Source organism: Paralcaligenes ginsengisoli (genome assembly GCF_054781135.1).
In genome coordinates, this window is the sequence record NZ_BAAGUZ010000005.1 from 35,188 (window position 1) to 56,240 (window position 21,053).

General features: G+C 61.2%; 20 protein-coding genes. 14 read left to right on the forward strand and 6 right to left on the reverse strand.

The window, feature by feature from the left end; all coding sequences use genetic code 11:
- Positions 1 to 16: 16 nt before the first annotated feature.
- The 3 genes from gatC to gatB are packed head-to-tail and all read left to right on the forward strand — an operon-like array spanning position 17 to position 3,312.
- Entirely contained in the window at positions 17 to 325 is a 309-nt protein-coding gene (gene gatC / locus ACYVIS_RS03985) for an Asp-tRNA(Asn)/Glu-tRNA(Gln) amidotransferase subunit GatC (protein WP_460873332.1), read from the forward strand.
- A 3-nt stretch (positions 326 to 328) separates the two neighbouring features.
- Positions 329 to 1,858 (forward strand): Asp-tRNA(Asn)/Glu-tRNA(Gln) amidotransferase subunit GatA, encoded by a 1,530-nt coding sequence (gene gatA / locus ACYVIS_RS03990; protein WP_232741198.1) that lies wholly within the window; start codon positions 329 to 331, stop codon positions 1,856 to 1,858.
- Positions 1,858 to 3,312 (forward strand): Asp-tRNA(Asn)/Glu-tRNA(Gln) amidotransferase subunit GatB, encoded by a 1,455-nt coding sequence (gatB, locus tag ACYVIS_RS03995; protein ID WP_232741199.1) that lies wholly within the window; start codon positions 1,858 to 1,860, stop codon positions 3,310 to 3,312. Before gatA ends, gatB begins: the two co-directional genes overlap by 1 nt.
- 75 nt (positions 3,313 to 3,387) lie before the next feature.
- Here gatB and ACYVIS_RS04000 read toward each other — a convergent pair whose 3' ends face one another.
- On the reverse strand, positions 3,388 to 4,179 hold the full coding sequence (locus ACYVIS_RS04000) for a DODA-type extradiol aromatic ring-opening family dioxygenase (protein WP_232744670.1): 792 nt from the start codon (positions 4,177 to 4,179) through the stop codon (positions 3,388 to 3,390).
- A gap of 30 nt (positions 4,180 to 4,209) precedes the next feature.
- Positions 4,210 to 4,614: a DoxX family protein gene (locus tag ACYVIS_RS04005; RefSeq protein ID WP_460873333.1), complete on the reverse strand. Its 405-nt coding sequence runs from the start codon at positions 4,612 to 4,614 to the stop codon at positions 4,210 to 4,212.
- A 174-nt stretch (positions 4,615 to 4,788) separates the two neighbouring features.
- Here ACYVIS_RS04005 and ACYVIS_RS04010 point away from each other — a divergent pair, with 174 nt between their 5' ends.
- The 3 genes from ACYVIS_RS04010 to ACYVIS_RS04020 all read left to right on the forward strand — a co-directional run bounded on the left by ACYVIS_RS04010 (position 4,789) and on the right by ACYVIS_RS04020 (position 7,292).
- On the forward strand, positions 4,789 to 5,700 hold the full coding sequence (locus tag ACYVIS_RS04010) for a LysR family transcriptional regulator (RefSeq protein ID WP_232741201.1): 912 nt from the start codon (positions 4,789 to 4,791) through the stop codon (positions 5,698 to 5,700).
- Positions 5,701 to 5,749: 49 nt separating this feature from the next.
- On the forward strand, positions 5,750 to 6,433 hold the full coding sequence (gene pyrE, locus ACYVIS_RS04015; protein ID WP_232744671.1) for an orotate phosphoribosyltransferase: 684 nt from the start codon (positions 5,750 to 5,752) through the stop codon (positions 6,431 to 6,433).
- Positions 6,434 to 6,497: 64 nt separating this feature from the next.
- Complete coding sequence (locus ACYVIS_RS04020; RefSeq protein ID WP_460873334.1) at positions 6,498 to 7,292, forward strand: exodeoxyribonuclease III; 795 nt, start codon at positions 6,498 to 6,500, stop codon at positions 7,290 to 7,292.
- On the opposite strand, the gene ACYVIS_RS04025 is transcribed toward ACYVIS_RS04020, so the two are convergent.
- The gene (locus ACYVIS_RS04025; protein WP_460873335.1) at positions 7,289 to 7,930 is read right to left on the reverse strand and encodes a Vgb family protein; all 642 of its coding nucleotides are present in this window, start codon (positions 7,928 to 7,930) and stop codon (positions 7,289 to 7,291) included. The genes ACYVIS_RS04020 and ACYVIS_RS04025 overlap by 4 nt on opposite strands.
- 9 nt (positions 7,931 to 7,939) lie before the next feature.
- Positions 7,940 to 9,160, reverse strand: a complete 1,221-nt coding sequence (locus ACYVIS_RS04030) for a helix-turn-helix domain-containing protein (protein ID WP_460873336.1) — start codon at positions 9,158 to 9,160, stop codon at positions 7,940 to 7,942.
- 128 nt (positions 9,161 to 9,288) lie between these two features.
- Here ACYVIS_RS04030 and ACYVIS_RS04035 point away from each other — a divergent pair, with 128 nt between their 5' ends.
- Positions 9,289 to 9,639, forward strand: coding sequence for a DUF899 family protein (locus tag ACYVIS_RS04035; RefSeq protein ID WP_460873357.1), 351 nt, complete (start codon positions 9,289 to 9,291; stop codon positions 9,637 to 9,639).
- A gap of 212 nt (positions 9,640 to 9,851) precedes the next feature.
- Positions 9,852 to 10,484: a DUF2182 domain-containing protein gene (locus tag ACYVIS_RS04040; protein WP_460873337.1), complete on the forward strand. Its 633-nt coding sequence runs from the start codon at positions 9,852 to 9,854 to the stop codon at positions 10,482 to 10,484.
- 4 nt (positions 10,485 to 10,488) lie between these two features.
- Here ACYVIS_RS04040 and ubiE read toward each other — a convergent pair whose 3' ends face one another.
- Positions 10,489 to 11,265 (reverse strand): bifunctional demethylmenaquinone methyltransferase/2-methoxy-6-polyprenyl-1,4-benzoquinol methylase UbiE, encoded by a 777-nt coding sequence (gene ubiE, locus ACYVIS_RS04045; protein ID WP_232741206.1) that lies wholly within the window; start codon positions 11,263 to 11,265, stop codon positions 10,489 to 10,491.
- 109 nt (positions 11,266 to 11,374) lie between these two features.
- Here ubiE and phoB point away from each other — a divergent pair, with 109 nt between their 5' ends.
- The 6 genes from phoB to ACYVIS_RS04075 all read left to right on the forward strand — a co-directional run bounded on the left by phoB (position 11,375) and on the right by ACYVIS_RS04075 (position 16,504).
- Positions 11,375 to 12,076, forward strand: coding sequence for a phosphate regulon transcriptional regulator PhoB (gene phoB, locus ACYVIS_RS04050; RefSeq protein WP_232741207.1), 702 nt, complete (start codon positions 11,375 to 11,377; stop codon positions 12,074 to 12,076).
- Positions 12,077 to 12,124: 48 nt separating this feature from the next.
- Positions 12,125 to 13,435 carry a phosphate regulon sensor histidine kinase PhoR gene (phoR, locus tag ACYVIS_RS04055; protein ID WP_232741208.1) on the forward strand — a complete coding sequence of 437 codons (1,311 nt, stop codon included), beginning with the start codon at positions 12,125 to 12,127 and terminating at the stop codon, positions 13,433 to 13,435.
- Between the two features lie 131 nt (positions 13,436 to 13,566).
- Positions 13,567 to 13,998 carry a VOC family protein gene (locus ACYVIS_RS04060; RefSeq protein WP_232741209.1) on the forward strand — a complete coding sequence of 144 codons (432 nt, stop codon included), beginning with the start codon at positions 13,567 to 13,569 and terminating at the stop codon, positions 13,996 to 13,998.
- A 13-nt stretch (positions 13,999 to 14,011) separates the two neighbouring features.
- The gene (pxpB, locus tag ACYVIS_RS04065) at positions 14,012 to 14,743 is read left to right on the forward strand and encodes a 5-oxoprolinase subunit PxpB (RefSeq protein WP_232741210.1); all 732 of its coding nucleotides are present in this window, start codon (positions 14,012 to 14,014) and stop codon (positions 14,741 to 14,743) included.
- The gene (locus ACYVIS_RS04070; RefSeq protein WP_460873338.1) at positions 14,740 to 15,762 is read left to right on the forward strand and encodes a 5-oxoprolinase subunit C family protein; all 1,023 of its coding nucleotides are present in this window, start codon (positions 14,740 to 14,742) and stop codon (positions 15,760 to 15,762) included. The genes pxpB and ACYVIS_RS04070 overlap by 4 nt, the downstream gene beginning before the upstream one ends.
- Positions 15,743 to 16,504, forward strand: coding sequence for a LamB/YcsF family protein (locus tag ACYVIS_RS04075; protein WP_232741212.1), 762 nt, complete (start codon positions 15,743 to 15,745; stop codon positions 16,502 to 16,504). Before ACYVIS_RS04070 ends, ACYVIS_RS04075 begins: the two co-directional genes overlap by 20 nt.
- A gap of 458 nt (positions 16,505 to 16,962) precedes the next feature.
- Here ACYVIS_RS04075 and ACYVIS_RS04080 read toward each other — a convergent pair whose 3' ends face one another.
- On the reverse strand, positions 16,963 to 20,904 hold the full coding sequence (locus ACYVIS_RS04080) for a DUF3683 domain-containing protein (protein ID WP_460873339.1): 3,942 nt from the start codon (positions 20,902 to 20,904) through the stop codon (positions 16,963 to 16,965).
- Between the last annotated feature and the right edge of the window lie 149 nt (positions 20,905 to 21,053).

Below are 21,053 nucleotides of genomic sequence, written 5' to 3' on the forward strand. Positions count from 1 at the left end.
ACGGTCCAGGACACACATGGCTATCACTGATCAAGACGTTGCACGCATTGCGCGGCTTGCGCGCATCGAACTCTCTGCCGAGGCCAGCCGCCGCGCGCAGGCTGAATTGAACGGTATTTTAGGCTTAATCGAGCGGTTGCAGGCGGTCGACACCAGCGGCATCGAACCCATGGCTCATCCTCTGTCGGCGCATCAGGACATCACTCTGCGCCTGCGGCCCGACAGCGCTGCGGCGACACACTCGCAGGAACAGCGCAAGGCCCTGATGGCCAACTCCCCCGCCGAAGCAGACGGCCTGTTTCTGGTGCCCACGGTAATCGAATAACTCATGTCCACTATTTCATCGCTACACACTGAATTTTCCAGCATAGAAGCTTTGCGTACGGCCTTGCAGGCCCGTCAACTCAGCGCCCTGGAGCTCGCCGACAGCGCCCTGGCGGCGGCCGAGGCCAGTTCCAGCCTGAACGCGTTCCTGCATATCGACCCCGAGCTTACCCGGGCCCAGGCGCGCGCCGCCGACGCCTTGCTGGCCAAAGGGCAGGGCCAGGCCCTTACCGGCATACCCATTGCACACAAAGATGTCTTTGTCACCCGCGGCTGGCGCACCACGGCGGCCAGCAAAATGCTGGCCGACTACACCAGCCCTTTCGATGCCACCGTTGTCAGCCGCCTGCTCGAGGCTGGCGCGGTATCGATCGGCAAGCTCAATTGCGACGAATTCGCCATGGGTTCCGGCAATGAAAATTCGGCATTCGGCCCGGTCAAAAACCCCTGGAACCGGGCTTTCGTACCGGGTGGATCTTCCGGCGGCTCGGCCGCCGCCGTCGCGGCCGGACTGGTCGCCGCCGCCACGGGCACCGATACCGGCGGCTCGGTGCGCCAACCCGCCGCCCTGTGCGGAGTAAGCGGCATCAAGCCTACCTACGGCACGGTCTCGCGCTTCGGCATGGTGGCATTCGGCTCCAGCCTCGACCAGGCGGGTCCGATCGCGCGGCATGCCAAAGACCTGCTCGAGCTGCTCGACGTCATGAGCGGCTTCGACCCCCGCGACTCCACCAGCCTCGAAACCTGCGACGGCGCCGCCAACGCGCCGGGGCGAGTACGCAACGATTTCGATGCTGCAACGCAACAACAATCAGGCAAACTTCCCCTGGGCGGCTTGCGCATCGGCGTACCCACCGAGTTTTTCAACGGTGGGCTGGCCGCCGATGTCGCCCAGGCCATCGAAGCCGCCCTGCAAACCTTCGAGTCGCTGGGCGCCCGGCGCGTCAGCATCTCGCTGCCGCGTACCGAGCTTTCGATCCCTGCCTATTATGTGATTGCCCCGGCCGAGGCTTCGAGCAATCTGTCGCGCTACGACGGGGTACGCTACGGCCACCGCGCGGCGCAGTACCGCGATCTGGCCGATATGACCAGCCGTTCGCGTGCCGAAGGCTTCGGTGCCGAAGTGCTGCGTCGCATCATGGTCGGCACCTATGTCCTTTCCCACGGCTATTACGATGCCTACTACTTGCAGGCCCAGCGCGTGCGCCGCATGATCGCCAACGACTTCCAGCAAGCCTTTGCCCAGCATTGCGATGTCATCATGGGTCCCGTCACCCCCTCCGTGGCCAAGCCCATCGGAGTCAATCGCGACGACCCGACCGCCGACTGGCTAGCCGATGTTTATACGCTGGGCGTAAGCCTGGCCGGTCTGCCGGCCATGTCGATCCCCTGCGGATTCGGCGGAGCGCCCAACTCGCTGCCCATCGGGCTGCAAATCATCGGCAACTACTTCAGTGAAGGACGGCTGCTGGCCATAGCAGATCGTTTCCAGCAGACTACCGACTGGCATCAACGCAAACCGGAACAGCAATAATGGAATGGGAAATCGTGATCGGGCTGGAAACACACACCCAGCTCTCCACCGAATCGAAAATCTTTTCGAACAGCAGCACACGATTCGGGTCGGCGCCAAACACGCAAGCCAACGAAGTCGACATGGCATTGCCGGGCAGCCTGCCCGTCATGAACGTGGGTGCGGTTGAGCGCGCCATCCAGTTCGGCCTGGCCGTGGACGCCCAAATCGCACCTCGTTCCATCTTTGCCCGCAAAAACTATTTCTACCCCGACCTGCCCAAAAACTATCAGATCAGCCAGTATGAAATCCCGGTAGTCCTGGGCGGCAAGCTCAGCTTTTTTGTCGACGATCAGGAAAAGACCGTTAATCTTACCCGCGCCCACCTCGAAGAAGACGCGGGCAAGTCGCTACATGAAAACTTCACCGGTCCGCATGGCGAATCGTCCACCGGCATCGACCTGAACCGCGCCGGCACACCCTTGCTGGAAATCGTTTCAGAACCGGAAATGCGCTCGGCCGCCGAGGCGGTTGCCTACGCGCGCACGCTGCATGGCCTGGTCGTCTGGCTGGGTATTTGCGACGGCAATATGCAAGAAGGCTCGTTTCGCGTCGACGCCAACGTGTCGGTGCGCCCCAAGGGGCAGGCCGAATTCGGCACCCGCTGCGAAATCAAGAACCTCAACTCCTTCCGTTTCATGGAACGCGCCATCCAGTACGAAGTACGGCGCCAGATCGAACTGATCGAAGACGGCGGCACGGTGCGGCAGGAAACACGGCTGTACGACTCCGACGCCGACGAAACACGCACCATGCGCAGCAAGGAGGACGCGCATGATTACCGTTATTTCCCGGATCCCGACTTACCGCCGCTGGTCATCGCCGATAGCTGGATCGAACAGGTCAAAGCCTCGATGCCAGAGCTGCCGGCCCATAAACGGGCCCGTTTCGAACGGGAATTCGAACTGACCGGCTACGACGCGGCACAGCTGACCATAGATCGCGATAGCGCCAGCTACTTCGAGACCGTCGCTTCCCTGTTGCCGCAAGGCCAAGCCAAGCTGGCCGCCAACTGGGTCATGGGAGAACTCTCGGCCGCGCTCAATCGCGACGAAATCGCGCTGGCCGACAGCCCGGTCGCACCGGCGGCGCTGGCCGCGCTGATTGCGCGCATCATCGACGGCACCATCTCGAACAAAATAGCGCGCGATGTCTTTGCCGCCATGTGGTCGGGCGAACAGAAAGGCGATCCCGACGCCATTATCGAGGCGCGCGGCTTGCGGCAAATCAGCGACACCGGCGCCATAGGCGCCCTCGTCGACGAAGTGCTGGCCGCTCACCCGGCCATTGTCGAAGAGTTCCGGGCCGGCAAGCAAAAAGCCTTCAACTCTTTGGTCGGCCAGGTAATGAAAGCCGCCAAGGGCAAGGCCAACCCGCAGCAGGTCAACGATTTGCTGAAACAAAAGCTGGGCTGAACCACGGCGGCGCCTCTTGCGGGTGTCCGTGGCCAACGGGTCGGCAGCAATGGGCGGGCACAGGGCCGGATTGCGTCAACCGAAGCGGAAACTCGACGCGGTAATTCCGCCAAAGGCGTGAGTTTCGTGATAAATGCAGGTTGCCGCTTCGTTTTCGGCCGCCCCCACCGCCACCATGAGGGGAATCAGGTGGTCTTCGCGCGGATGGGCCTGGCGCGCGGAAGGAGCCGCAGCCCATTTTTCAAGCTGCGCTATCCGCTGGTCGATGGGTCCCTGCACCACTACCTGTTGCAGCCATGCATCGAACTGCGCCGAGGGCAGCGTGCCCCCCGCGCCCATATTGCGCAGATTGTGATAGCTCAACCCGCTGCCCAGGATCAGGATATCTTCATCGCGCAACGGGGCCAGAGCCCGGCCCAGCGCAATATGGACCGACGGATCGTAATGAGCCTCGATCGACAACTGCACAACCGGCACGTCCGCATCGGGATACATCACGGCCAGGGGGGCGAACGTACCGTGATCGAAGCCTCGCTCGTGATCGATCTGCACCGGCAAACGCGCCGCCTGCAGCAAATCGTGCACGCGTCCCGCCAGGCCGGGCATGCCCGGCGCGGGATACTTGACCTGATAGGTGTGCGCCGGAAAGCCGTAATAATCGTAGAGCATGGGAGGCTGGGGATGCGCCATCACCTTGAACCCGGCCTGCGTTTCCCAATGCGCCGATACGGCCAGTATGGCTACCGGACGCCGGGGCAATTGCTGTGGGATATTGCGCAGCGAAGCCGCCAGCAAGGCATTGCTTTCCTGCGCCTCGGGCATGTACGGCCAGGGGCCGCCGCCATGGGAAATAAAATAGCTGGGCATCTTCACGATGACGCTCCTGAAAATTCTTCGTTAAGCCTTGTTGCGCAGACCGTCCAGGCTCCAGGCGCCAGCGCCGGCGGCAACCAGGAACAGGAATACAAAGCAGAATAAAACCGCCGCATCGCCTCCGTTCAAGGACGGGGCCAGAACATGTCCCTGGCTGGCATGCGCCATGAAATAGGCAACCGCCATCTCGCCCGCAACAATGAACGCCGCGAACCGCGTAAACAGGCCGACCAGAATGAGAGTGCCCATGACCAGTTCCAGGACGCCGGCCAGGCCCGGCAGCGAAAACAGCTGAAGATTATCGAACATGGCCACATGCGGTATATGAAGCAGTTTGGCGCTGCCATGAGAGAGGAACAGATATCCGGCAACAATGCGGAGCAAGGCCTGCGCACGTGAAGCCCAGATTTGACAATTGGCGTTTGACATAATGATCCCGTATAAAAAAGAAAATAAATTGTGTATGTTCAGCAACGTAGCGCGACTCGCCGCCGGGAAACCGGCATGGAATCACGAATTCCTGCAACACGGGCAAAGTTTACAAAAATCCTATTAAGAAATATACGTCTATATAATTAACAATTCATTTCCTGACAGGAAACAATGGATACATTGCTAAGCCTCAAGGTTTTCTGTGAAATTGCCGCCGGCGGCAGTTTTGTCGCGGCGGCGCGGCGCCTGTCTCTATCGGCGCCCATGATCAGCAAACACATGGCCCACCTGGAAAAAGAGCTGGGTGTAAGGCTGCTCAACCGCACCAGCCGGCGCGTCAGCCTGACCGAGGCTGGCGCACTCTATTATGAGCAATGCCGGGCCGCCCTGGACACACTCCTGCTTGCCGAAACCGCCATCGGAAGCAGTGTGGAAGTGCCGCAGGGCATTCTCAAGATCACCGCCCCCGTCTGGTTCGCCAACCCGCGCGTGGTACGGATCATGGCCGAATACAAGCGACGTTACCCCGAAGTCGTACCGGATCTGCATTTTTCCAACCGCAAGGTCGATATGGCAGCCGAGGGCTACGACCTGGCGCTGCGCGTCACACGCGACCCGTCCCCTCACCTGATCGTTCGGCGCATCTGCGAAGTGCCCTTTTATCTGGTGGCCGCGCCTGCCTACCTGGCGGCCCACGGAATCCCCAAAACCATATCGGATCTGAGCCATTACGGCGGAATACTGCCCAATTACCTCAATACCGAAGGCTTCGAGTTCGACGGCCCCAAGGGCAAGGCGCTGATTCGCCTCACCCCCCTGATGAAGTCCGACGACACCACATTTTCCTGTCATGCCGTGTGCGCGGGCGCAGGCATCGGCTTCCTGCCATCCTGGCTGATCGAGGAAGACCTGCAGCGCGGCACGCTGACACGGGTGTTGCCGCAGTATCATCAGGCGCCGCAAGAGCTCTATGCCACCTACGTCAGCCGCAAATACCTGACCCCGAAAGTACGCACCTTCATCGATTTCCTGACCGAACCCCTGTGCCAGCAAGTCCTGGCCTCTACCCCTCTGCCACCATAAAAAGCCAGAATCATCGATAATGGCGCTTTTAATTCCCGACTTTCCCGCCATGGCCGATCCTACTCAGAACCGCAAAGATTTTGTACGTTTTTCCCTGGAACAAGGTGTGTTGCGCTTTGGGCAATTCAAGGTCAAATCGGGGCGCCTGAGCCCCTATTTTTTCAATGCGGGCCTGTTCAACTCCGGTTTGTCGGTGGGCCGCCTCGCCCGGTTCTATGCCCAGGCGCTGATCGACTCCGGCCTGCAATTCGATATGCTGTTCGGCCCGGCCTACAAGGGCATCCCCTTGTCCACAGCTACCGCCATCGCATTGGCCGCCCACCCCGCGATGGCCGGCCGCGATGTGCCCTTCGCCTTCAATCGCAAGGAAGCCAAAGACCACGGCGAAGGCGGCACGCTCGTCGGCGCCCCCTTGCAGGGCCGAGTGGTCATTATCGATGACGTCATTACCGCAGGCACCTCGGTACGCGAATCGGTCGAGATCATCCGCCAGGCCGGCGCCCAGCCCGCCGCCGTCCTGATCGCCCTGGATCGCATGGAACGGGCCGGGGCCGACGACGCTCTGTCGCCGCACTCGGCCGTACAGGACGTCAGTAAAATCTACAACATGCCCGTTGTCAGCATCGCGTCCCTGGGCGACATAATGGGAGTGCTGGATCACGACTCGCAACTTGCCGAACACCGCCCAGCGGTGGCCGCGTATCGCGCCAGGTACGGAGTACAAGACAACTAAGGCCGAGCGCAGCCCGCGCGCCGGCCGGACCTCCGCAGCTCAACAGCCAATCAAGGACACTGCTTTGCTACGCATCACTTCACTCAACGTCAACGGCATCCGATCCGCCTTTCGCAAAGGATTGCAACCCTGGCTGGCCAGCCAGCAGGCCGATGTGGTGTGCCTGCAGGAAATCAAGATCCATGCGGACGATCTCAGCGACGATCTGCTGCACCCGCCGGGCTTCAGCGGGCACTTCTATCATGCCGAAAAAAAGGGCTACAGCGGCGTAGGCCTGTATATGGCCAAACCCGCCCAGGCTGTTACCACAGGCATGGGCTGCGACGAATTCGACAACGAAGGCCGCATTATCCGCGCCGACTGGAAAAACCACAGTGTCGTCAGCGCCTACCTGCCCTCAGGCTCGAGCGGCGACGAACGGCAACAGGCCAAATATCGTTTCCTCGATCATTTTGCGCCCTGGCTCGACACCATGATGAAAGAGTACAAAAAAACCGGGCGCGAATTCGTGATCTGCGGCGACTGGAATATTGCCCACCATGAAATCGACCTGAAAAACTGGAAAGGCAATCTGAAGAACAGCGGTTTCCTGCCCGAGGAACGGGCCTGGCTCAGCAAGGTCCTGAGCGAAATGGGCTGGGTCGACGTATACCGCCAATTGCATCCGGACACCACCGGCGAGGCTTACACCTGGTGGAGCAATCGCGGCCAGGCCTGGGCCAAGAACGTCGGGTGGCGCATCGATTACCACATCGCCACGCCCGGCATTGCCGCCAAGGCAGTCAGCGCGGCGATCTACAAGGATGAACGCTTCAGCGACCACGCGCCGCTGACGATCGATTACGACTGGAGCGCCTAGGAACCTCGACGGGGCCGGTGGACGACCCTCACCTTCCCACTGTTTCCGCCGCCGCAAAAGAACTGATCGCCGCCGTCGGACTCAAGCCCCGACACACCCACCCCAGGCGGCATCTCGAGCATCTCCAGGACGTCTCCGGTTCCAGGGTCGATCCGCCTCAACTCGCTGGCGTCATCTTCCCACGTGCCGTGCCAGAGATCACCATCGACCCAGGTGACTCCCGTGACATGGCGATTGGACTCGATAGTACGAAGAATCGCCCCGGTCCGGGGGTCGATTTGATGGATCTTCCGGTCTTGATACTGCCCCACCCAGAGCGTGCCTTCGGCCCATGCCAGCCCCGAGTCGCTGCCGCCACCGGGGGCCGGGATCGTGGCGAGCACATGGCCGGTCGCCGGGTCGATCTTCTGGATGTGATCCTTGACGATCTGAAACAGGTGCTGGCCGTCGAAGGCCGTTCCCGCCTGCGCGGCGACATCAATCGAACGCTGTGTCGTCCCGCTGGCTGGATCGAAGGCGCACAACTTGTCTCCGGCTGCAAACCAGACTTGCCGGCCGTCATACGCGACCCCTCCCACATTGCCGACATCCGGAAAGGGCCCATATTCACGCGTGATTTTGGCTGCTGATCGATTCATGCTTGCATCCTAATCAATAGGGAGGGGAACGGGGAGTAACAAAGTTGTCGTGAATCCCGGCACGGGCGGGGCCATCCAGCAACGAGCCCGCCCACGGCCAAACGATTGCACCTTGCCCGCGGCCGCAAGCGCGTCGAGCGCCCGCTGCACAGTGCGCTGGCTGGCTCCCAGCGCAAGCGCCAGGGCCGAGCTCGACCACGACTCGCCGTCGGCGAGGAAGGCAAGCACCGCCCCATGCTTTTCTTCGACCAGCCGCGCCAGCACGACGACCTCGGCGGCACGACGCGGCATCAGTGCAAACCCTCGTTTGGTCGCACTCACACCGGCCAGTGCCCGAAGCGCCGTGCGAAGCCGCCCGATTTCGACACGCAAGCGCGCGCGATAGGACTCATCGGCGAGCTTCGCCCGGAACGCCTGCGCAACAAGCGCGTCCCTCGATACATCCGCGGGCCATGCTTCAGCCAATGCGCGCGCGAGCGTGAACAACACCGGGCGCCTTGCAAGCGAGATCTCCGTGCGGGCGTCGCGCACGACATGACGGCACGCGTCCACGACCAGCGCTTCCGACGCCAGCAAGGCTTCAACCTCCTCGAGCAGGAGGGGTCGTTGCTCGCCATGCGCAATCAGGCGCGCAGCGGGCATATTCAGAGCAAGAGACGCGCTTTCGACCTCCGCCGCCAGCGCAGGGATACCGGCGAGGTGCGCGGCGCGCCCGGCCCGGGCCAATGCAGCGCGCGCCGCCTTCGTCTGGAGACGCCGCATCGCGATCCCCGCAACGACCAGTTCGTGGGCGGCTCTGGCCGCGGGCGGAAAGGCCGCGGGGTCGAGCTCGGCAAGCGTGCGCTCGACCTCGTCGAGGCGCCCGATCAGGAGAAGGCGCCGCGCCTTCAGATACCGCGCATGAGCGGCGTTCACGCGGTCGCCGTGCTCTTCGAGCGTCGCTCGCGCCGCATCGAGCGCCTTCTCAGGCCCGCCGAGATCGCGCGAGGCGAGTGCGACCTCGGCCTCGGCAAGGACACACCTTGCGCGGGCCACGGCTTCTTTCGGGCCGAAGGCTCGCGCCGCACTGCGCAATAGAACCTTCGCTCGAACGAAATCGCCCAGCTGCGCCATCGCGACGCCCCGAAGCGCCAGCGCAGATGCGTCGTCGCGCAAGGCGACTTGGTTCAATGCGCCGAGGGGATCACCCGCCGCGAGCGCACGGGCCGCCGCCGCAATCAGCAAGTCCATCTGAATCCCGCCACACTTGTCACTCCCGCCATTCGATGACCGATATTAATCTATCACACAAGGACCCACCATCACGTCGTATCCAGAACGGAACGAACGACGGGAAACACCTGAAGGAGCACAAAATGATGACAGAACACATGATCGGAACACGCGAAGAGTGGATGACGGCGCGGCTCGAACTGCTCGATGCGGAGAAAGCGCTGACGCGGCACAGCGACGAACTTGCGAAGCAACGCCAGGCTCTGCCCTGGGTCCGGATCGACAAGGCGTACCGATTCGATACTGATGAAGGAAGCGCCACGCTCACAGACCTCTTCAAGGGTCGCTCGCAACTCCTCGTCTACCACACCTATTCCACCTATGCGCGCGGACTGGACGGCCTTTGGGGCATGTACCAGTGGCTCGACCGCGCCCCAAAAGGGCGCAACGAGACAGGCGTCTGGTGGCGCCGCCACGACGAATACAACAATCGTTGAGCCCAATCATGGGTACCCATTGCGCAAGCGATAGACAGGGGATCTCGCGATACATGGTTTCCGGGCGAGCTGCCCGGCATGCCTTCTTCAGCGCCTCCGCCCTGCTTTTCGCCGCCAGCGCGGCGGTGACGATCTCCTGGTGCACGGCCATGTCGACAATGGGCGAGATGCCCATGCCCGGCGGCTGGACGATGTCCATGGCTTGGATGCGGATGCCTGGACAAACGTGGCCCGGCGCCGCGGCATCGTTCCTCGGCATGTGGGCCCTGATGATGGTGGCAATGATGCTGCCATCCCTGGCCCCTATGCTGTGGCGCTACCGCCAAGCCATAGCCGCGACAGGCGGGACGCGGCCGGGCCGGCTGGCCGCGCTGATGGGCATGGGGTACTTCTGCGTGTGGGCCGCGTTCGGAATGGCCGTCTTTCCGCTGGGCACAGCGCTGACAATGATCGAAATGCAAATGCCGGCGCTGGCGCGCGCCGTTCCGATCGCGGTCGGCGTGGTCGTCTTGACCGCCGGCGCGCTCCAGTTCAGCGCATGGAAGATACGTCAGCTCGCCTGCTGCCGGGAACTGCCCGGGTGCGGCCGTGCCTTGCCGGCGAACGCCGTCGCGGCCTGGCGCCATGGCCTGCGTCTCGGCCTCCGCTGCAGCGGATGCTGTGCCGGCCTGACAGCAATCCTCCTCGTCATTGGAGTCATGGACCTGCGCGCAATGGCTGTCGTAACGGCGGCCATTACCGCCGAACGTCTCGCACCGGCCGGCGAGCCCGTCGCGCGAGCCATCGGAGCTGTCGCCGTCGTAGCCGGCCTGTTCCTGATCGTGCGCTCGGCCGGGCTCGGATGACGGGCTAGGCGCCCAGATTCACGCCTTCGTGCAGGGCCACCAGCCCGGCGCTCAGATTGAAAAAGCGTACGCGCGATAAACCGGCCGTTTCGAGCATGCCCGCCAAAGTCTGCTGATCGGGGTGCATGCGGATCGATTCGGCCAGATATCGGTAACTTGCTTCGTCGCCGGCCACTTTTTTACCCAGCCAGGGCAAAATATTGAACGAATACCAGTCGTAAACCGGAGCCAGGGGCTTGGCTATATGGGAAAACTCGAGCACCAGCAGTTTTCCTCCCGGTTTCAATACCCGCCGCATTTCGGCCAGGGCGCGATCTTTGTGTGTCATATTGCGCAGGCCGAAAGCCACGCTTACCCTATCGAAATACCCGTCCGGAAAAGGCAGTTTTTCGGCGTCGCAAACCGCGGTAGGCACCAGCAGGCCTTTGTCGGTAAGCCGGTCGCGCCCCACTCGCAGCATGGAATCGTTGATATCGGTCAGCCAGACCTCGCCCGAAGCGCCTGCCCGTTTGGCGAAGGCCTTGGCCAGATCGCCCGTGCCTCCGGCAATATCGAGCACCTTCATACCCGGACGGATATCGGCGCGGCCGATGGTGAATGCCTTCCAGACACGGTGCAGGCCTGCCGACATGAGATCATTCATGACATCATAGCGACTGGCCACCGAATGAAACACTTCGGCGACTTTGGCGGCTTTTTCAGCCTCTTGGACGGTTTTATAGCCGAAATGAGTCGTCGTTTCGGGAGACGGTCCGGGCTGCTTGGGGGTTGAATTCTGCATATTGATTATCGTACCTCATTCACAACGAGGCGATTTTCACAAACCTGAAACATTAACGCCATATTATCTCTCTTAAGCCACCCGATTACTTAATATACTATTGCGCGTTATGAGCACAACCATACTTGTTGTTGAAGACGAACCGGCCATCCAGGAGCTGATTTCCGTCAATTTGAGCTTTGCCGGCCACAAAGTCCTGCGCGCATTCGATGCGGAACAGGCGCAAACGCTGATCCGGGCCGAATTGCCCGACCTGATTCTGCTCGACTGGATGCTGCCCGGCGCCTCGGGCATCACGCTGGCGAAAAAACTGCGCTCCGACGAGCGTACCCGGCAGGTGCCCGTCATCATGCTGACCGCAAAAGGCGCCGAGAACGACAAAATCGAAGGCCTGGAAGCCGGGGCCGACGACTACATCACCAAGCCGTTTTCTCCCAAAGAACTGCTGGCGCGCATCAAGGCGCTGCTGCGCCGGCGCGCGCCGCAGCTGACCGACGACATCATCAAGATCGGCACTCTTACGCTCGATCCGGTCACTCACCGGGTTACGGGCCACAACACATCCCTGACCATCGGGCCGACCGAGTTCCGCCTGCTGCATTTTTTCATGACGCACACCGAGCGGGTATTTTCGCGCGCCCAACTGCTGGATCAGGTATGGGGCGATCATGTGTTTGTCGAAGAACGCACGGTCGATGTCCATATCCGCCGACTGCGCAAGGCGCTTGAACCCAGCCGGCACGAAAACCATATTGAAACCGTGCGGGGCGCGGGCTACCGCTTTACCGTGCACATGGTCAATCCCGCCTGAGGCCGGACCGCAACAAATCCCCGCACTCATCAATGCGACAATATCAGCATGATTAAAACGTTAATCTCGATCTGCCTGTGGGGAGTCCTGGGCTGGGCTTGCGGCACATGGATCAACGCCAGTATCGGCTGGGCAGTCTTTGCCTTCGGCCTGCTCATCATGACCCTGGTGGGCGGCCTGCAAATCGCGCGCATATCCAGGTGGGTCAAAGACATCAACTCCCCGCCGCCTCCGTCCGTCGGGCCCTGGGACGATATCCTCGCGCCGATTTACCGGCAGTTGCGCAAGGATTCCAATGAAATCGACCTGCTCAATCGCCACGTCGCCGGCATTATGCTGGCCGCCGAGGCATTGCCCGACGGCGCCATCACACTCAACGAAGAACTGCTCGTTACCTGGTGCAACCAGACCGCCAGCGAACATATCGGGCTGAATCTGAAAACCGATCGCAACTTCAGCATTCTGAACATTCTGCGCACACCCGAGTTTGCGCGCTATTGCAGACAAGCCAACTGGCCGACACCGGTCTTGCTGCATCTGAGCAAAGACGGCCGCGACAAATCACTGCTGGTGCAACTGACGCCCTACGGCGTCAAGCAATTTCTCATCGTCACCCGTGATGTCACCCAGGTTGAAAAACTGGAAACCACCCGCAAGGATTTCGTGGCCAACGTGTCTCACGAGCTGCGCACTCCGTTGACCGTGCTGGCCGGTTTTCTGGAAACGCTGCGCGACATGCCGGCCGAGTCGCTCAGCGGCGAACAACGAGCCCACTACCAGACGCTCATGCTGGAACAGGCGCAACGCATGCAGGCTATCGTCAACGACCTGCTCACCTTGTCCACGCTCGAATCCTCACCCACGGCCGGCGGCGAGCCGGTGCAGGTCAGCGCGCTCATCCGAACGGCGCTGCAGCAAGCCAAGATCATCTCGAACGACCAGCACGTCTTCGTCGAAAACATCGCCGACGATCTGGGTATCGTCGGCATCGAAACCGAACTGGCCTCAGCGGTGTCCAATCTGCTCACCAACGCCGTTCGCTATACCCCGAAAGACGGCACCATTACCGTGAGCTGGTACATCACTGAAGAGGGGTTTGCCTGCTATTCAGTGCAGGATACCGGCATAGGCATAGCGTCGCAGGACATTCCACGGCTCACCGAACGGTTTTATCGCGTCGACCGCGGCCGCTCCCGGGCCACCGGCGGCACGGGCCTGGGGCTTGCCATTACCAAGCACGTAGCCATGCGCCACAATGCCGAGCTAACGATTCACAGCCGATTTGGAGCCGGCAGCCTGTTCTCGCTGCAGTTTCCCCGCTCGCGCGTGACCACCATCGCCACGACCGCCACCGCCTAGTGTGCGGTTTGCCTAGCCCGTGTATTCAAATTGGCCAACGGCAGACTCGCAAGCCGAGAGGGCAAAACTGCCGCAACAGCGCTATCATGGCAGATAAGTCACTCAACTTCTTGCCAGACTCGGAGTCTCTGATGCCCCACCAAGCCGCCATCCCTCCTTTTCACCTTGCTTTCCCGGTACGCGATCTGTCCGAAGCCCGCGCCTTTTACGGCAATCTGCTGGGCTGCCCCGAGGGCCGCTCGTCGGACCAATGGGTTGACTTCGACTTTTATGGACATCAAATCGTCGCACACCTGTCGCCCGAAGAATGCGGCAGCAGCCAAACCAGCAAGGTCGATGACCACAACGTACCGGTGCGCCACTTTGGCGCCGTACTCGAAATGAGTGCCTGGGAAGCCCTGGCCGCGAAGCTGCAGGCCGCAAAAACCCGCTTTGTAATCGAGCCTTATGTACGATTCAAAGGTGAAGCCGGCGAACAAGCCACCATGTTCTTTATGGACCCATCGGGCAATGCCCTGGAATTCAAGGCCTTCCGGAACATAGACTCGCTGTTTGCCAAATAACGTTCTATCGCGCATGCCTCCATCCGCTGAAAACACGTCTCCCGCATGGAAAATTGTCCCTCAGGGGGATAGAACCCTGCTGCTGATTTTCGGCACCCAGATCGACGTGGAGACGGGCCAGCGCTGCATTGCGGCCGCCGCCGCCCTGCGCGCGGCCGGCATCAAGGGAATCGGCGATATTGTCCCTACCTTCAATACCGTGGCCGTGCATTATCATCCACTGGCTTTCGAGGCCAACACTAAATTCCGGCACCTGGCGATCGAAATCGAAAAATTGCTCGGCAAGGCGCTGGCCGGCGGTCCCCAGGCATACACAGCCCGGCAAATCGACATCCCGGTCTGTTATGGCGGCCAATACGGGCCCGATCTGGCCGATGTCGCGACCCACTGCGGGCTGAGCGAGGCCGAGGTCATACGCTTGCACAGCGAGACGCCCGCCTACGTATTCATGCTGGGCTTCGCGCCGGGCGCCCCTTACTTGGGCATACACGATGCCAGGCTCGCCATTGGGCGTCGCAACACACCCAGAACAGCCGTACCCGCGGGCTCGGTGGCCATGGCCAATCGGCAAACCATCATTTACCCCAACCAGTACCCCGGCGGCTGGCACCTGATAGGAACCACCCCCGTCGTCCTGTTCAACCCGCAACACGAATCTCCCTCGCTCCTGGCGCCCGGCGATACCGTTCGCTTCGTACCTGTCTCGGAGGCCGAGTTCAAGGCATTGCAAGAGAGCCAGGCATGAGCATCTCCGTCATCGCGCCCGGCATGCTTTCAAGTTTCCAGGACCTGGGCCGTACCGGCTCACAACACCTTGGAGTCCCGGTGGGCGGGGCCATGGACAGCCGCGCCCACCGGCTTGCCAACCTTCTGGCGGGCAATCCCGATAGCGAAGCCACGCTGGAAATCACGCTTACCGGGCCGAAACTGCGCTTCAATTCGGCGTGCTGCATAGCCATCAGCGGTGCCGACCTGAGCCCAAGCCTGAACCAAAAAGCCATACCCAATAACCGCCCCATCATCATCCGGCCCGACGACGTGCTGGAATTCGGCAAGCGCAACAACGGAGCCCGCGCCTACCTGGCCATTCACGGCGGAATCGCCCTGTCGAATGTCCTGGGCAGCCGCAGCACGAACTTGCGTGGCCAATTCGGCGGCTACCAAGGGCGGGCCCTGAAAAAAGGCGATACGCTGGCCCTGCGCCGCCACATCGCCGCCGACAGCCTCGATACGCTGGCCAAAAGCCTCTGGAATACCAAAGTGTATTTGCCGGCAATCCTGGGATTGATGCCACGAACGGCCATACGTGCGCTGTCCGGAGAGCACAGCAGCCTGTTCAGCCCGCAATCCATGAACGATTTCTTCAATACCGGATTTCGCATCAGCCCACACTCGGAACGCATGGGCTACCGCCTCGAAGGTGCCAGGCTGAAGCTGAACACACCACAGCAACTCCCCTCCGAAGCCATCAGCTTTGGCAGCGTGCAGGTGCCTGCCGATGGCAATCCCATCATTCTCATGGCCGACCGGCAGACCACAGGCGGCTATCCTAAAATTGCCCATGTCGCCACGGTCGATTTACCGGTACTTGCCCAGTGCATGCCCGGCGAAATCCTGCACTTCGTCGAAATCGACCTGGACGCGGCGCAACAACTCGACAGCCAGCGCGAAGAAGCCTTTGGCCGACTCCACCAAACCTTGGCCCCCTTGCGCGAACTGTTTAAACCATTTCGGGAAGAACTCAATGAGCAGCCTCGAACTTGATCTGAACTGCGATATGGGCGAAAGCTACGGCGCCTGGAAAATGGGCGACGACCTGGCCGTATTGCCGTTTGTCAGCTCCGCCAATATTGCCTGCGGCTTCCACGGCGGCGATCCGACCACCATGCGCAAGACCGTAGCCGCCGCCCTCGAACATGGCGTAGCGCTGGGAGCCCACCCAAGCCTGCCCGACCTGCTTGGCTTCGGCCGCCGCGAAATCCGCCTCAGCCCGCAAGAAGCCTACGACTGCGTAGTCGTGCAGATCGGCGCGCTCGCCGCCGTGGCCGCCAGCCAGGGAGCCAAACTGCACCACGTCAAGCCACACGGCGCGCTCTACAATATGGCGGCCAAAGACCCGGCCCTGTCCGACGCAATCTGCCGCGCGGTAAAAGACGTGGACCCCGCCCTGGTCCTGTACGGACTGGCCGGCAGCGAGCTCGTCAAGGCGGCGCAGGCACTGGGGCTGCGCGCCGCGCACGAGGTCTTCGGCGATCGCACCTACCAGTCCGACGGCAGCCTGACACCGCGTTCGCAACCGGGATCCATGATCGAAGACGCCGACGCATCGCTGCAGCAAGTGCTTTCCATGGTGCAGCGCCGACGCCTGGCTACCCAGCAGGGCATCGAAATCGATGTGCAGGCCGACACCCTATGCCTGCACGGCGACCAGCCCGGAGCCGCCGTGTTTGCCAAAAAAATCCGCACAGCGCTCGAAGCCAAGGGTATACGCATCGTTACTGTTTGAACGGGCCGACGACGTGCGGTCGCAATGGCCGCCCCATTTAACAGAGTACCCACAAATTCACGCGCATCCGCACAAAGTGCCCGTACGACCCCCTCATAGCCGTGTTGGCCCACGATCCCGCAAAAAACATAGGCCTGCGACCACCCAAAAACTCAGATGCGAGCGGGGGTGGCGGCCCAGGCGGGGTGAGCGAGCTTGAGTCCGCCGCGACCGGCGCCTGGATCGGGATGCAAGGGAGCGGTTGTCTGAGCGTCACGGGTGTCCACAGCCCGGGGGGGCTGTGGACGACGCGAGTTCCGCGACCGCCCGATCCAGGCGCCGGCCGCGGGCAGTCCTGGCAACGCCAGGACCGGACGAGGCGAGCACCACCCTGCCTGGGCCGCCACCCCCGCGTCTTAAGAACGAATATGGCCGCCATAAAAAGGCAAAACAGCCCCGAGCGGGGCGTCATCACTCCCCTACACCAACACCCTCTCTATCCCGCCGGCATTGGCCTCTTTCACATACGACTCCATCCAGCCCTCGCCCAGAATATGCCGCGCCATTTCAATCACGATGTAATCCGCCTCCATGCCCGTATCCCCTTCAAAACGGGACAAGCCCTGCAGGCATGACGGACAGGAAGTCAGTATCTTGACCTCGCCCTCGAAACCGTCGGCCCGTATCGCAGCCGTATTCTTGGCAAGCGCCTCTTCCTTGCGGAACCGCACCTGCGTGGAAATGTCGGGGCGCGACACCGCCAAAGTGCCCGATTCGCCGCAGCAACCATCGGCCTTGATGGTGCTGTCGCCCACCAGCGATTTAACCGTTTTCATGGGATCCTGCAGCTTCAGCGGAGTATGGCACGGATCGTGGTACATATAGCGCACACCCTTGACGCCCTGAATCTGCATCCCTTTTTCAAGCAGATATTCGTGAATATCGATCAACCGGCAACCGGGAAAGATCTTTTCAAATTCATAGCCGGCCAACTGATCGTAGCAAGTACCGCAACTGACCACCACCGTCTTGATATCCAGATAATTCAGCGTGGTCGCCATGCGATGGAACAGCACGCGATTATCGGTAATGATTTTTTCGGCCTTGTCGTACATGCCGTTGCCGCGCTGCGGATAACCACAGCACAGATAGCCGGGCGGCAGGACAGTTTGCACACCCACATGCCACAGCATGGCCTGCGTAGCCAGCCCCACTTGCGAAAACAAACGCTCCGAACCGCAACCAGGAAAATAAAACACAGCTTCGCTTTCCGGCGATGTGGACGCCGGGTTGCGGATGATGGGCACGTAATCCGCATCTTCGATATCGAGCAGCTTGCGCGCCGTCTGCTTAGGCAAACCGCCCGGCATTTTTTTGTTGACGAAATGCACCACCTGCTCGCGTATCGGCGCCTTGCCCAAAGTTGCCGGCGGATGCGCCGTCTGCTTGCGGGACGGCATCGAGAAAAAGTCGTGGGCCAGGCGCTGCACCTTGTAGCCCACATCGATCATGGCCTTGCGCGTTGCCTTGATAACCCGCGGATCCTTGGCGTTCAAAAAGAACATCGCGGCCGTAGTGCCTGGGTTGAAGGACTTCTTGCCCATGCGGCGCAGCAAGGCGCGCATGTCCATGGACACATTGCCGAAATCGATATCGACCGGACAGGGGTTATAGCATTTGTGACACACCGTGCAATGATCGGCAACGTCTTCGAATTCTTCCCAGTGCTTCAGGCTAACGCCGCGCCGGGTCTGCTCTTCGTACAAAAACGCTTCGATCAGCAGCGAAGTGGCCAGAATCTTGTTGCGCGGCGAATAGAGCAGATTGGCACGCGGCACATGGGTCGCACAGACCGGCTTGCATTTGCCGCAACGCAGGCAATCCTTGATGGCATGAGAAATGGCGCCAATCTCGCTTTGCTGCATGATCAAGGATTCATAGCCCAGCAAATTGAAGCTGGGGGTCCAGGCATGCCGCAAATCGGCGCCCGGCATGAGCTTGCCGGCATTGAAACGCCCACTGGGATCGATGCGGCGCTTGTAGTCCTGGAACGGTTGAAGCTCTTCTTGCGTCAGGAATTCGTACTTGGTCAGGCCTATGCCATGCTCGCCGGAAATCACGCCATCGAGATCACGCGCGATCTGCATGATGCGGGCCACTGTTTCGTTGGCCTCGCGCAGCATATCGTAATTATCGGAATTGACCGGAATATTGGTGTGCACATTGCCGTCGCCGGCATGCATGTGCAGCGCTACGAACACCCGGCCCTTGAGAACCCGGTCATGGATAGCCTGCAGTTCGGCCAGCACTGCGGCGAAGTCGGTTCCGGCGAAATAGCGTTCCATAAGAGCGCGCACTTCGACTTTCCAGGAGATGCGTATGCTGCGGTCCTGCACCACATCGAATAGCCTCGCCTCGGGTTGCGCGGCCAGCCGCTCGCCCAGGGCCGCGGCAAGGTGGCCCAAGCCCTGACTTTCCAGTGCCGGAAGCGCTTGCGCAAGCGGCATGTCGAGATTTTTCAGCAACCATGACCAGCGCTCGCGAACCGCGTGCAGGGTCTGGATGGCATCGTGCGTACGGGCCGCCAGTATTTCATCGCGCGTATGCTCGGCATCTTCAAGATCTTCGCTTTTACCTATGGGCAAATCGCCATTCAGGAAGGACTCAAGCTGATCGAGCAGGCGCAGCTTGTTGCGCGTGGACAGCTCGATATTGATGCGCTCGATCGCATCGGTGTACTCACCCATGCGATTCAGGGGAATCACCACATCTTCGTTGATCTTGAAGGCATTGGTATGGCGCGCGATGGCGGCCGTACGCGCACGGTCGAGCCAGAATTTCTTGCGCGCCTCGGCACTGACCGCTACAAAGCCCTCGCCGTGACGCGTGTTGGCAATGCGCACCACCTCGCTGGCCGCCACGGCTACCGCATCGGGATCGTCGCCGACGATATCGCCGAACAGGACCATTTTCGGAAAGCCGCCGCGTTTGCTTTTGGTGGCATAGCCCACGGCGCGCAAATAGCGCTCGTCCAGATGTTCCAGCCCGGCCAGGATGGCGCCGCGTTCGCGGCCTTCGCCATCGAGATAGCCCTTGACGTCGAGAATGGATGGAATGGCATCCCGGGCCTGCCCGAAAAACTCCAGGCAAACCGTGCGTGTATGGCTAGGCATACGATGCAGGATCCAGCGCGCGGAGGTAATCAGGCCATCGCAGCCCTCTTTTTGCACACCCGGCAAGCCCGCCAGGAATTTGTCGGTCACATCTTTGCCCAGGCCCGCTTTGCGGAAACGCGAACCGTCGATGGTCAGTATTTCGCTGCGCAGCAGGCGGGCGCCGGGAGCCGAGTTGCCGTCGAACCACTGCAACTCGAATCGAGCCTGCGCAACGTCGTGGATCTTGCCCAGGTTGTGCTCCAGCCGCGTCACTTCGAGCCAATTGCCTTCCGGGTCGACCATGCGCCACCAGGCCAGGTTATCGAGCGCAGTGCCCCACAACACAGCCTTTTTGCCGCCCGCGTTCATGGCGACATTGCCACCCACGCACGAGGCATCGGCCGATGTAGGATCGACCGCAAAGACGAAACCGGCGGCTTCGGCCGCTTCGGCAACCCGCTTGGTAACCACACCGGCGCCGGACAGAACCGTGGTGACCGGCTCGGCCAGCCCCGGCAGGGAGCTTGCCTCGACCGCACCCAGCGTGTCGAGTTTCTCGGTATTGATGACCACCGAGCGCCATGACAGCGGGATGGCTCCTCCGGTATAGCCGGTGCCGCCCCCGCGGGGAATCATGGTCATGTCCAGTTCGATGCAACCGCGCACCAGGGCTGCCATCTCGGCTTCGGAATCGGGGGTCAGCACCACGAACGGGTATTCGACACGCCAGTCGGTCGCATCGGTAACGTGCGAAACGCGCGACAAGGCGTCGAATTTGATATTGTCCTTGGCCGTGGCGCGCGCCAGTCGGCGCAACACTTGCTTGCGCAAATCATGTGTCTGTACGAACTCGCTCTCGAACGCCGTCACGGCCCTGCGCGCCGCATGCAGCAGGCGCGCCACTTTGTCGTCGCGGCTTGTATCGCCGGCATCGCGGCGATGATCGATTTCGGTCAACCTGTGGTTCAGGGCCTCGATCAACAGCCGGCGCCGCTTGGGATTGTCGAGCAGATCGTCCTGCAGATAGGGGTTGCGCCGAACCACCCATATGTCGCCAAGCACTTCAAACAGCATGCGCGCCGAACGGCCTGTACGGCGCTCGTCGCGCAAATCCGAGAGCCACTGCCAGGCATCTTCGCCGAGCAGCCGGGAAACGATTTCGCGGTCGGAAAAAGACGTGTAGTTGTAGGGAATTTCACGCAGGCGAGGCGTATCGGCCAGAGGGGCCGTAGTGCAAAGCAAATGACTGGCAAGGGGCGCGTTCATGGCGTTGAAAAAGTGAAAAGCCATTAAAGAGACAGTGTAAGGGTTAACACCTTAACACAGCGGTATTTCCCGACACGGGACTAGATATTTCAAGCTTTCAGATCCAGGCCCGATTTTAATCGATTCCAGCGCAAAACCGATGGGCCCGG

Excerpts from the sequence above, each read along its gene's own strand:
- ACYVIS_RS04070 (WP_460873338.1), top strand. The coding sequence starts at position 14,740 with ATGAGCATCTCCGTCATCGCGCCCGGCATGCTTTCAAGTTTCCAGGAC.
- ubiE (WP_232741206.1), bottom strand. The coding sequence starts at position 11,265 with ATGCAGAATTCAACCCCCAAGCAGCCCGGACCGTCTCCCGAAACGACG.
- ACYVIS_RS04040 (WP_460873337.1), top strand. The coding sequence starts at position 9,852 with ATGCCTGGACAAACGTGGCCCGGCGCCGCGGCATCGTTCCTCGGCATG.
- ACYVIS_RS04000 (WP_232744670.1), bottom strand. The coding sequence starts at position 4,179 with ATGCCCAGCTATTTTATTTCCCATGGCGGCGGCCCCTGGCCGTACATG.
- phoB (WP_232741207.1), top strand. The coding sequence starts at position 11,375 with ATGAGCACAACCATACTTGTTGTTGAAGACGAACCGGCCATCCAGGAG.
- gatA (WP_232741198.1), top strand. The coding sequence starts at position 329 with ATGTCCACTATTTCATCGCTACACACTGAATTTTCCAGCATAGAAGCT.
- gatC (WP_460873332.1), top strand. The coding sequence starts at position 17 with ATGGCTATCACTGATCAAGACGTTGCACGCATTGCGCGGCTTGCGCGC.
- ACYVIS_RS04010 (WP_232741201.1), top strand. The coding sequence starts at position 4,789 with ATGGATACATTGCTAAGCCTCAAGGTTTTCTGTGAAATTGCCGCCGGC.
- ACYVIS_RS04075 (WP_232741212.1), top strand. The coding sequence starts at position 15,743 with ATGAGCAGCCTCGAACTTGATCTGAACTGCGATATGGGCGAAAGCTAC.
- pxpB (WP_232741210.1), top strand. The coding sequence starts at position 14,012 with ATGCCTCCATCCGCTGAAAACACGTCTCCCGCATGGAAAATTGTCCCT.
- pyrE (WP_232744671.1), top strand. The coding sequence starts at position 5,750 with ATGGCCGATCCTACTCAGAACCGCAAAGATTTTGTACGTTTTTCCCTG.
- ACYVIS_RS04060 (WP_232741209.1), top strand. The coding sequence starts at position 13,567 with ATGCCCCACCAAGCCGCCATCCCTCCTTTTCACCTTGCTTTCCCGGTA.
- phoR (WP_232741208.1), top strand. The coding sequence starts at position 12,125 with ATGATTAAAACGTTAATCTCGATCTGCCTGTGGGGAGTCCTGGGCTGG.
- gatB (WP_232741199.1), top strand. The coding sequence starts at position 1,858 with ATGGAATGGGAAATCGTGATCGGGCTGGAAACACACACCCAGCTCTCC.
- ACYVIS_RS04080 (WP_460873339.1), bottom strand. The coding sequence starts at position 20,904 with ATGAACGCGCCCCTTGCCAGTCATTTGCTTTGCACTACGGCCCCTCTG.
- ACYVIS_RS04025 (WP_460873335.1), bottom strand. The coding sequence starts at position 7,930 with ATGAATCGATCAGCAGCCAAAATCACGCGTGAATATGGGCCCTTTCCG.
- ACYVIS_RS04035 (WP_460873357.1), top strand. The coding sequence starts at position 9,289 with ATGACAGAACACATGATCGGAACACGCGAAGAGTGGATGACGGCGCGG.
- ACYVIS_RS04005 (WP_460873333.1), bottom strand. The coding sequence starts at position 4,614 with ATGTCAAACGCCAATTGTCAAATCTGGGCTTCACGTGCGCAGGCCTTG.
- ACYVIS_RS04030 (WP_460873336.1), bottom strand. The coding sequence starts at position 9,160 with ATGGACTTGCTGATTGCGGCGGCGGCCCGTGCGCTCGCGGCGGGTGAT.